This window comes from Glycocaulis sp., from assembly GCF_052168375.1.
In the GTDB taxonomy this organism is placed as follows: domain Bacteria; phylum Pseudomonadota; class Alphaproteobacteria; order Caulobacterales; family Maricaulaceae; genus Glycocaulis.
Map to the genome: position 1 here is coordinate 1 of NZ_JBQLZR010000167.1, position 8808 is coordinate 8808.

Sequence of the window (8808 nt, forward strand, 5' to 3'; positions counted from 1 at the left end):
CTTGCCATCAGGTTCCAGCCCGGCCGCCGGAATGGTGCGCGCGCGGGCACCTGTCGCGAGGTAGACGTGCTTCGCCTCGTGCGTGGAGGATTTGCCGTCCTTGGCCTTCACGACGACTTTCGGCGCCTTGGCGCCCTTTTCCAGCTTCGCCTCGCCCTCGATGACGGTGACCTTGTTCTTTTTCAGCAAATGCCCCACCCCGCCGGACAGCCGCCCGGCGACCTTGCGTGAGCGTTTGACAGTGGCCTCAATGTCGAAACGGACATTATCGGCCTTCAGCCCGAACTCCTCGGCGCGCTGGAACAAATGGTAGATATCGGACGTGCGAAGCAGCGCCTTGGTCGGGATGCAGCCCCAATTCAGGCAGATGCCGCCCAGATGCTCGCGCTCCACCACAGCCGTTTTCATGCCCAGCTGGCTCGCGCGGATGGCGGCGACATAGCCGCCCGGCCCGCCGCCAATGACGATGAGATCGAAATTTTCAGATGCCATGTCCGGCACTCCTGACTGGTAAGGGCGGCAATTGGCCTAGAGCAACATCGTCACTGGATCTTCGATCAGCGGTTTCAAGGCCGAGAGGAATTTCGCCCCTACAGCGCCGTCCACCACGCGGTGGTCGCAAGTCAGCGTGACGGTCATGACGGTGGCGATAGCCAGCGCGTCATTCTTCACCACGGCACGCTTCTCGCCGGCGCCCACCGACATGATCATGCCCTGCGGCTCGTTGATGATGGAGGCAAAGGACTTGATCCCCATCATGCCGAGATTGGAGATGGAGAAGGTGCCGCCCTGGAACTCTTCCGGCTTCAGCTTGCGCTCACGCGCTCGGGCCGCAAGGTCTTTCATCTCTTCGGAGATTTTCGCCAGGCCTTTGGTTTCAGCCTTCTTGATCACCGGGGTGATCAGCCCGCCATCGATCGCGACGGCCACCGCCACATCGGCGTGGCGGTGCATCACCAGACCTTCATCGGTATAGCTGGCATTGCTTTCCGGCACCCGGACGAGTGCGAGCGCGCAGGCGCGGATGAGCATGTCGTTGACCGACACTTTCACGCCTTCCGGCGCCTTGGCGTTCAATTCCGAGCGCAGTTTCAGCAGCGCATCCAGTTCCAGATCGATGGTCAGCGGGAAGTGCGGCACATCGCGGAAACTCGCCGTCATGCGGCGCGCTATCGTCTTGCGCATGCCGTCCAGTGGAACGACTTCGTACGTACCGTCTTCCAGATGCAGGCTTTCCACGCTGATCTTGCCAGGCTCGGCCCTGGCGGGCGCTGGCGCGGATTTCGTTTCGGGCGCCGTGTCGGCTTTTGGAGCCTTCGCCACGCCTTGCGAGATCGCGGCTTCCACGTCGCGCTTTACAATACGGCCGTTCGGGCCGGAGCCTTCGAGCGAAGACAGGTCGAGGCCTTCAATCGCGGCCATGCGCTTGGCCAGCGGCGACGCCTTGAGGCGGGAATCCCCCCCTACGTCTCGCTTACGCTCAGCGTTCACCGCTTCGCGCTTCACCCCACCGTGAACGGGGGAGGAAACCGCATCCTCGCCCTTCTTTCCTTCCCCGCCTGCGGGGGAGGTGTCCGCCTTGGCGGACGGAGGGGGGGATTCGTCCTTGGACGATTTGGTCTCTTTTGCCTTGCCCGCGCCTTTCAACGCACTCTCGTCTTCGCCCTCTTCCAGAAGCATGGCTATGACGGCATTGACCTTCACCCCTTCGGTGCCGCCATCGACGACGATCTTGCCGATGCGGCCTTCATCGACGGCTTCCACTTCCATGGTGGCCTTGTCGGTCTCGATCTCGGCGATCACATCGCCAGATTTTACCTCATCGCCCTCTTTTACGAGCCAGCGCGAGAGCGTGCCTTCCTCCATGGTCGGCGAGAGGGCAGGCATCAGGATTTCGATTGCCATGGCGCTTACTCACTTTCTTCTTCATCGCGAACAAAGGGAAGCATCGCCGTTTCGCTGTTTGACGGGAGCACCGCTTGCTCGTTTGCAGCGCGCGAACGCATGACGATGCGCAGTATCGCCTTTAACTCATCTGTTGCAGGCTGTGCATTTTTAGCCATTTGCCCGACGCACATGGACAAATCGCCCATAAATGCAAAAAATTCGTCTGTTTTTGTACCTTCTTTATCTATTTCCTTTTGTAAGTTTGCAATTCTAACAAACAAAGCATTCTTTTTTTGACTAGGTATATCGGACCGGTCTATTATTCCACGAATATGGTCAAGGTGCCCCCTTAATTCCTCTTTTTCTTCTCCAGTCAACCTTGCATATCCAAATTCCCCGACCGGTCGATGGGCTTTTATCAAGCCATCGTATTCCTCAAGAGCACGTGCAACATCAGACTCAATGCTTCCAGACATTATATTATTTTTGTTTGCTCTAATCTGAGACATCAGAACATATAATTTATATTTTTCTTCACCGTAGTTTATAGCGTTCATCCAGCCAGATAGCTGCTGAGCATCAATGTCATAATATTCAAGCAATGGAATTGAATTTTTATTTATAAAGGCTAACAAAAACTCATAAGCGGCGACTTTCTCATCTAAACTGGCATAGTCTAAAGCGTCATCTGTTAATTTATCTTCGAAATGAAGCAGGGCTTCTCTAGGAGATGGTGGTGCTCCATCCAGCATCAATTTTAGTAGGTGACGCATCACATCTACTCCGCGTAACAGACGGCTTTGACCGCCTTGATGATGTCATCGACACCCGGCAGGGCGAGCTTTTCAAGGTTGGCCGCGTAGGGAAGCGGCACATCGGCCTGGTGCACGCGGGCAGGCGGCGCATCGAGATAGTCGAAGGCCTCTGCCGTCACGACCGCAGCGATCTCCGCGCCAACGCCCATGCGGCCCCAGCCTTCCTCGGCACAGACGATGCGGTTGGTCTTTTTCACGCTTTCCACGACCGTATCGGTGTCGAGCGGGCGCAGGGTGCGAAGATCGATAACCTCGCACTCTATGCCTTCCTGGCTGAGCTTTTCGGCGGCCTGCAAGGCAAAGCCGACCATGCGCGAATGGGCCGTGATCGTGCAGTCAGTGCCTTCCCGGCGGATCCGAGCCTTGCCGATAGGCAGAACCCAGTCATCGACATCGGGCACATCGAAGCTCTCACCGTAGATGAGCTCATGCTCGAGGAACACGACCGGGTTGGGATCGCGAATGGCCGCTTTCAGAAGGCCCTTGGCGTCGGCTGCGCAGTACGGCGCAATAACCTTCAGGCCCGGCACATTGGCATACCAGGCCGAATAGTCCTGGCTGTGCTGGGCGCCGACGCGGCTCGCTGCGCTGTTCGGCCCCCGGAACACGATGGGGCAGCCCATCTGCCCGCCGGACATGTAGAGCGTCTTCGCGGCCGAGTTGATGATGTGGTCAATCGCCTGCATGGCGAAGTTGAAAGTCATGAACTCCACGATGGGGCGAAGACCCGCAAAGGCCGCGCCTACACCCACACCGGCAAAGCCGTGTTCGGTAATCGGCGTATCGACCACGCGCTTGGCGCCAAACTCCTGGAGCAGCTCGCGGGTGACCTTGTAGGCACCCTGGTATTCGGCAACTTCCTCGCCCATGACGAAGACGCTCGCATCACGGCGCATTTCCTCGGCCATGGCATCACGCAGCGCGTCGCGCACAGTGGTGGATACCATCTTTGTACCTTCAGGGATTTCAGGATCCTTGAGGGAGGAGGACTTGGCCTTCAGCCCGCCTTCGTCCTTCGTTGAGCTGCCGGAGGAAGGCTCGGCACGGTCCGAAGCCTTGCCGCTGGTCGCCTGCTTGCCCTTGCTGTCGCCATTATCGGACGGCGTGTCAGCGGTTTTGGTGGCTGAGGACGCCGCCTCGTCGCTTTCGCCTTCCTCTTTCAGAATGGCGATGGGCGCGTTGACCTTGACGTTTTCGGTGCCGGCCTCAACCAGCAGCTTGGCGACAACACCTTCCTCGACGGCTTCCACCTCCATGGTGGCCTTGTCGGTCTCGATCTCGGCGATCACATCGCCGGACTTTACCTCATCGCCTTCCTTGACGAGCCAGCGGGCGAGCGTGCCCTCCTCCATGGTCGGAGAAAGAGCGGGCATGAGTACTTCGATAGCCATGGTTTGCCTTGCCTCGCCTTACGATTCGATCAGCACGTCGGTGTAGAGTTCTGACGGGTCCGGCTCCGGGCTGGACTGGGCAAACTCGGCCGATTCAGCGACGATCTTCTTGATCTCCTTCTCGATCTCCTTCAGCTGCTCTTCGGTGGCAAACTTGCCATCCAGAATGCGCTTTTTCGCCAGATCGATCGGGTCCTTGTGCTCGCGATACTCGTTCACCTCGTCCCGGGTGCGGTATTTGGCCGGGTCCGACATGGAGTGGCCGCGATAGCGGTAGGTCTTCATCTCGAGGATATACGGACCCTTGCCGGAACGGGCGTGCTCGACGGCCTTCTTCGCAGCCTCGTAGACCGCGTTCACATCCATGCCGTCGACTTCCTCGCCGGGGATATTGAAGGAAACGCCGCGCTTGTAGAGATGGGTCTCCGACGAGGAGCGCTTCACGCTAGTGCCCATGGCGTACTGGTTGTTCTCGATGATGTAGATCACCGGAAGGTCCCAGATCTTGGCCATGTTGAAGCTTTCGTAGACCTGGCCCTGATTGGCGGCACCGTCCCCGAAATAGGCTGCGCAGACCTTGCCGTCCTCACGATAGCGATTGGCAAAGGCGAGGCCCGTGCCAAGGGCTACCTGTGCGCCGACAATGCCGTGGCCGCCAAAGAACTGTTTCTCGCGGGAGAACATGTGCATTGAGCCGCCCTTGCCGCGGGAGTAGCCCCCTTCCCGGCCAGTCAGCTCTGCCATCACGCCATTGGCTGTCATGCCGGTTGCCAGCATGTGGCCGTGATCGCGGTAGCCGGTAATCACCTGGTCACCTTCGCGCAGCGCGCTCTGCACGCCGACGACGACCGCTTCCTGACCAATATAGAGGTGGCAGAAGCCGGCGATCAGACCCATGCCGTAAAGCTGGCCCGCCTTCTCTTCAAAGCGACGGATGAGCAGCATGTCGCGATACCAGCCGATATAGGCATCGGCACCCGCGCCCCCTGCCTTGGCGGCGGAAGTGCCGCCTTTCGATTTCGCACCTGCAGAAGCCGACCCCGTCTTGCGGGCGCTACCGGTTTGTCTGGCGGCCATATTTCACACGCGAAATAATTCCGCGCTCCCTAGCGTTTACACTCGCCGGGATTAACAGAACGGGCCTAGGGCGGTAAAGCCCGAAACCGTATTTTTGCGTATGCGAAGAATTTATTGCGCGGCGCACAATCCGTCAGTAGGCGACCGGTTGCGGCGCCAGACGGACAATGATTTCGTGCGGGTGAGCGAAGTTCAGCACTTCGCGGGCACGTTCCTCTACATAGTCGAGATCCAGCTCTCCCGAACTGGGTGACAGGCGTGCAACCCTGTCCTCAAGACGCAGGCGCTCAGCGCGCACCGCCTCCAGCTCAGCCTCGGCCTGCGCAATGCGCGCCGCCACTGTGGCCTGCTGCACAAACCCCCGGTCAGAATAGAAGGCGTGGTGGGCAACATAGCCCAGAACGCCAACCATCAGACCCATCAGGATGAAGCGCTTTAGCGCATTCATACCCGCCTCCATCCACCGTCCGCCTTTTGCGGATCGAACAGGATGGAGGCTAGCGCGATAGCGTAAAGGAAACGTTAGGCGAATCGGGAAGCTGTGTGATTCGCCAGCGCCGGTTCCCTATTCTGCGGCGATGCCGCTGCGTCCGGCATAGATAGCCATGTCGCCCAGTTCCGCCTCGATACGCAGGAGCTGGTTGTACTTGGCCGTGCGGTCAGCGCGGGCCAGTGAACCGGTCTTGATCTGCCCGCAATTGGTCGCCACGGCGAGATCGGCAATTGTGTTGTCCTCGGTTTCGCCGGAGCGGTGGCTCATTACCGCGCCATAACCGGCGCGCAGGGCCATTTCCACGGCGTCGAGCGTTTCGGAAAGGGTTCCGATCTGGTTGACCTTGACCAGGATGGCGTTGGCGGCTCCTTCCTGGATGCCGCGATAGAGGCGCTCGGGATTGGTCACGAAAAGGTCGTCACCAACGAGCTGGCAATCGCCCTCGAGCGCGGCGGTGAGAAGGTTCCAGCCTTCCCAGTCATCCTCGGCCATGCCGTCTTCGATCGAGATGATCGGATAGGCCGAAACAAGCCCTTGCAGGTAGGCGGTGAAGCCGGCCCCGTCATAGGTCTTGCCAGCGCCTTCCAGAACATAATTGCCGTTGCGATAGAACTCGGTCGAGGCAACGTCGAGCGCGAGCACGACGTTCTCGCCGGGCTTGTAGCCCGCATTCTCGATAGCGGCCATGATGGCGTCCAGCGCTTCCTCGGGGCTGCGCAGGTCCGGGGCAAAACCGCCCTCATCGCCGACATTGGTGTTGTGGCCATCTGCCTTCAGGCGAGCGCGCAGGGCATGGAAGATTTCCGCACCGCAACGCAAAGCCTCGGAGAACCGGTCAAAACCGGTCGGCATGATCATGAATTCCTGAAAATCGATCGGATTGTCCGCATGGGCGCCGCCATTGATGATGTTCATCATCGGGGTTGGCAGGACGCGCGCATTGACGCCGCCCAGATAGCGGTAGAGCGGCATGTTGGCCGAAAGGGCCGACGCCTTCGCCGCTGCCAGCGACACGCCCAGCATGGCGTTGGCGCCAAGGCGCGATTTGTTGGCGGTACCATCAAGCGCGATAAGGGTCTGATCGATGCGGCGCTGCTCCTCGGCATCAAAACCGGCCAGCGCATCGAAAATCTCGCCCTCGACGGCCTCCACCGCCTTGCGCACGCCCTTGCCGCGATAGCGGTCGCCTCCATCGCGCAGCTCCACGGCCTCATGGGCGCCGGTGGATGCGCCGCTCGGCACGGCTGCCCGGCCGATAGAACCATCCTCCAGCTCGACATCGACCTCGATCGTGGGATTGCCGCGGCTGTCGAGAATTTCGCGCGCGATGATGTCGGTGATGGCGGTCATGGGATCATCCTTGGATCAGGCTGCATGGACAGCGTCCGCGCAGGCAGGGAAGCTATTGGCGCGCTTGATAGCCGAGGCCCGGTCAAGACAAAAGCCCCGCGCGGATGTTCGCGCAGGGCTTTTGCAAGTGTCATGTCAGACAGACGCGCGCCGGAGCGCAGGCGGCTAGTCTTCTTTCGGCGTCAGGATCTGCTGGCCGCGATACATGCCGGTCTTCAGATCGACATGGTGCGGACGGCGCAGCTCGCCAGTGTCCTTGTCTTCGACATAGGCCGTGGTGCCGATCGCGTCATGGCCGCGGCGCATGCCACGCTTGGACGGGGAGGTTTTGCGCTTAGGGACCGCCATGGGTCTCTCCTGAACTTGTCGTTTTCAAAAATCCGTCCTGCCCCGCATGGGTTATGCGAAGCAGTGAGCGGCGGGCTATACCTGTTTGGAACCGTCAAGGCAACCTGTCTGGTGCGCCTTGGCGCGGCGTTTCCAGCATTTACGTGATTCGCCGCGCTTGCTGGTGTATCATGCCTTGGCGCAGTCCCGCCCGCAGGCCAGACGACATCAAGGCTCGGAACGTACTGTTGAGATGAGTCGACAGGACCTCTGGCGCGGACTGCCGCCCTTTCCTCCCCCTACACCAGCCGTGAGTGCTCCATCGCTGCAGCGATGAAGCTGGCAAAAAGCGGGTGCGGATCGAAGGGGCGCGATTTCAGCTCCGGGTGGAACTGGACGCCGATGAACCAGGGATGCCCCTTGTGCTCGACGATTTCCGGCAGGAGCCCGTCCGGTGACAGGCCGGAGAAAATGAGCCCTGCCGCTTCAAGCTGTTCACGGAAGTGCACATTCACTTCGTAGCGATGGCGATGGCGTTCGGAAATGTCTTCAGAGCCATAGACCTCATGGGCGCGGGTGCCCGGCACCAGCTTGGCCGGATAGGCACCAAGACGCATCGTGCCGCCGAGATCACCTGCTTTGGACCGGCGCTCGAGCTCATTGCCCTTGGCCCATTCGGTCATCAGGCCGACCAGCGGCACTTTGGGTTCGCCAAATTCAGAGCTGCCTGCGCCCTCGATACCGGCCAGGTTACGTGCGGCCTCGATGACGGCCATCTGCATGCCGAAACAGATGCCGAAATAGGGAACGCCGCGCTCACGGGCAAAGCGGGCAGCGGCAATCTTGCCTTCGGCACCCCGTTCGCCAAAGCCGCCGGGCACCAGGATGCCGTGAACGTCTTCCAGCGGTGAAAACGCGTCCGGCTTTTCGAACTGCTCGGAGTCCAGCCAGCGCAGTTTCACCTTCACGCCATTGGCGATGCCGCCATGGTTGAGCGCTTCCATCAGCGATTTGTAGGCGTCGATCAGTACGGTGTACTTGCCGACAACGGCTATGGTCACCTGACCATCAGGCTCGTTCACGGCCTTGGAGATTGCCTGCCAGCGGGTGAGGTCCGGTTCAGGCGCATCGCTCAGGCCGAAACGTTCCAGGACCACGTTGTCAAATCCCTGGGCATGGTATTCCAGCGGCACGTCATAGAGCGAGGACGCGTCACGCCCCTCGATGACGGCACTTTCGGGCACGTTGCAGAACAGGGCAATCTTGCGCTTGTCGGACGGGTCGATCGGAATCTCGCAGCGGCACAGCAGGATATCCGGCTGGATACCGATGGAACGGAGTTCCTTCACCGAGTGCTGGGTCGGCTTCGTCTTCATCTCGCCGGCCGCCTTGATATAGGGCAGCAAGGTAACGTGGATGAAGATGGCGTTGTCGCGGCCCAGCTCCTGGCCAAGCTGGCGGATGGCCT

The 8808-nt window shown here is 60.1% G+C and carries 9 protein-coding genes; all 9 read right to left on the reverse strand.

What is annotated here, in order from left to right:
- Positions 1 to 492 (reverse strand): FAD-dependent oxidoreductase (locus ACTS2Z_RS06650; RefSeq protein WP_442572436.1); only part of this gene is annotated, 492 nt, incomplete at its 3' end.
- Positions 493 to 528: 36 nt separating this feature from the next.
- Positions 529 to 1905 (reverse strand): pyruvate dehydrogenase complex dihydrolipoamide acetyltransferase, encoded by a 1377-nt coding sequence (locus tag ACTS2Z_RS06655; protein ID WP_442572437.1) that lies wholly within the window; start codon positions 1903 to 1905, stop codon positions 529 to 531.
- Between the two features lie 5 nt (positions 1906 to 1910).
- Positions 1911 to 2660: a hypothetical protein gene (locus tag ACTS2Z_RS06660; RefSeq protein ID WP_442572438.1), complete on the reverse strand. Its 750-nt coding sequence runs from the start codon at positions 2658 to 2660 to the stop codon at positions 1911 to 1913.
- A 5-nt stretch (positions 2661 to 2665) separates the two neighbouring features.
- A complete protein-coding gene (locus ACTS2Z_RS06665) occupies positions 2666 to 4093 on the reverse strand; it encodes a pyruvate dehydrogenase complex E1 component subunit beta (protein ID WP_442572439.1) in 1428 nt (475 codons plus the stop codon).
- Between the two features lie 18 nt (positions 4094 to 4111).
- Complete coding sequence (gene pdhA / locus ACTS2Z_RS06670; protein WP_442572440.1) at positions 4112 to 5170, reverse strand: pyruvate dehydrogenase (acetyl-transferring) E1 component subunit alpha; 1059 nt, start codon at positions 5168 to 5170, stop codon at positions 4112 to 4114.
- 133 nt (positions 5171 to 5303) lie between these two features.
- Positions 5304 to 5618, reverse strand: a complete 315-nt coding sequence (locus ACTS2Z_RS06675; protein ID WP_442572441.1) for an FtsB family cell division protein — start codon at positions 5616 to 5618, stop codon at positions 5304 to 5306.
- 117 nt (positions 5619 to 5735) lie between these two features.
- A complete protein-coding gene (gene eno, locus ACTS2Z_RS06680) occupies positions 5736 to 7013 on the reverse strand; it encodes a phosphopyruvate hydratase (protein ID WP_442572442.1) in 1278 nt (425 codons plus the stop codon).
- 165 nt (positions 7014 to 7178) lie between these two features.
- Complete coding sequence (gene rpmF / locus ACTS2Z_RS06685) at positions 7179 to 7361, reverse strand: 50S ribosomal protein L32 (protein WP_442572443.1); 183 nt, start codon at positions 7359 to 7361, stop codon at positions 7179 to 7181.
- Between the two features lie 278 nt (positions 7362 to 7639).
- Positions 7640 to 8808, reverse strand: a 1169-nt coding sequence (locus ACTS2Z_RS06690) for a CTP synthase (RefSeq protein WP_442572444.1), incomplete at its 5' end; no start/stop codon positions are given.

Coding starts and splice junctions, on each gene's coding strand:
- ACTS2Z_RS06660 (WP_442572438.1), bottom strand. CDS start 2,660: ATGCGTCACCTACTAAAATTGATGCTGGATGGAGCACCACCATCTCCT.
- rpmF (WP_442572443.1), bottom strand. CDS start 7,361: ATGGCGGTCCCTAAGCGCAAAACCTCCCCGTCCAAGCGTGGCATGCGC.
- ACTS2Z_RS06665 (WP_442572439.1), bottom strand. CDS start 4,093: ATGGCTATCGAAGTACTCATGCCCGCTCTTTCTCCGACCATGGAGGAG.
- pdhA (WP_442572440.1), bottom strand. CDS start 5,170: ATGGCCGCCAGACAAACCGGTAGCGCCCGCAAGACGGGGTCGGCTTCT.
- ACTS2Z_RS06675 (WP_442572441.1), bottom strand. CDS start 5,618: ATGAATGCGCTAAAGCGCTTCATCCTGATGGGTCTGATGGTTGGCGTT.
- ACTS2Z_RS06655 (WP_442572437.1), bottom strand. CDS start 1,905: ATGGCAATCGAAATCCTGATGCCTGCCCTCTCGCCGACCATGGAGGAA.
- eno (WP_442572442.1), bottom strand. CDS start 7,013: ATGACCGCCATCACCGACATCATCGCGCGCGAAATTCTCGACAGCCGC.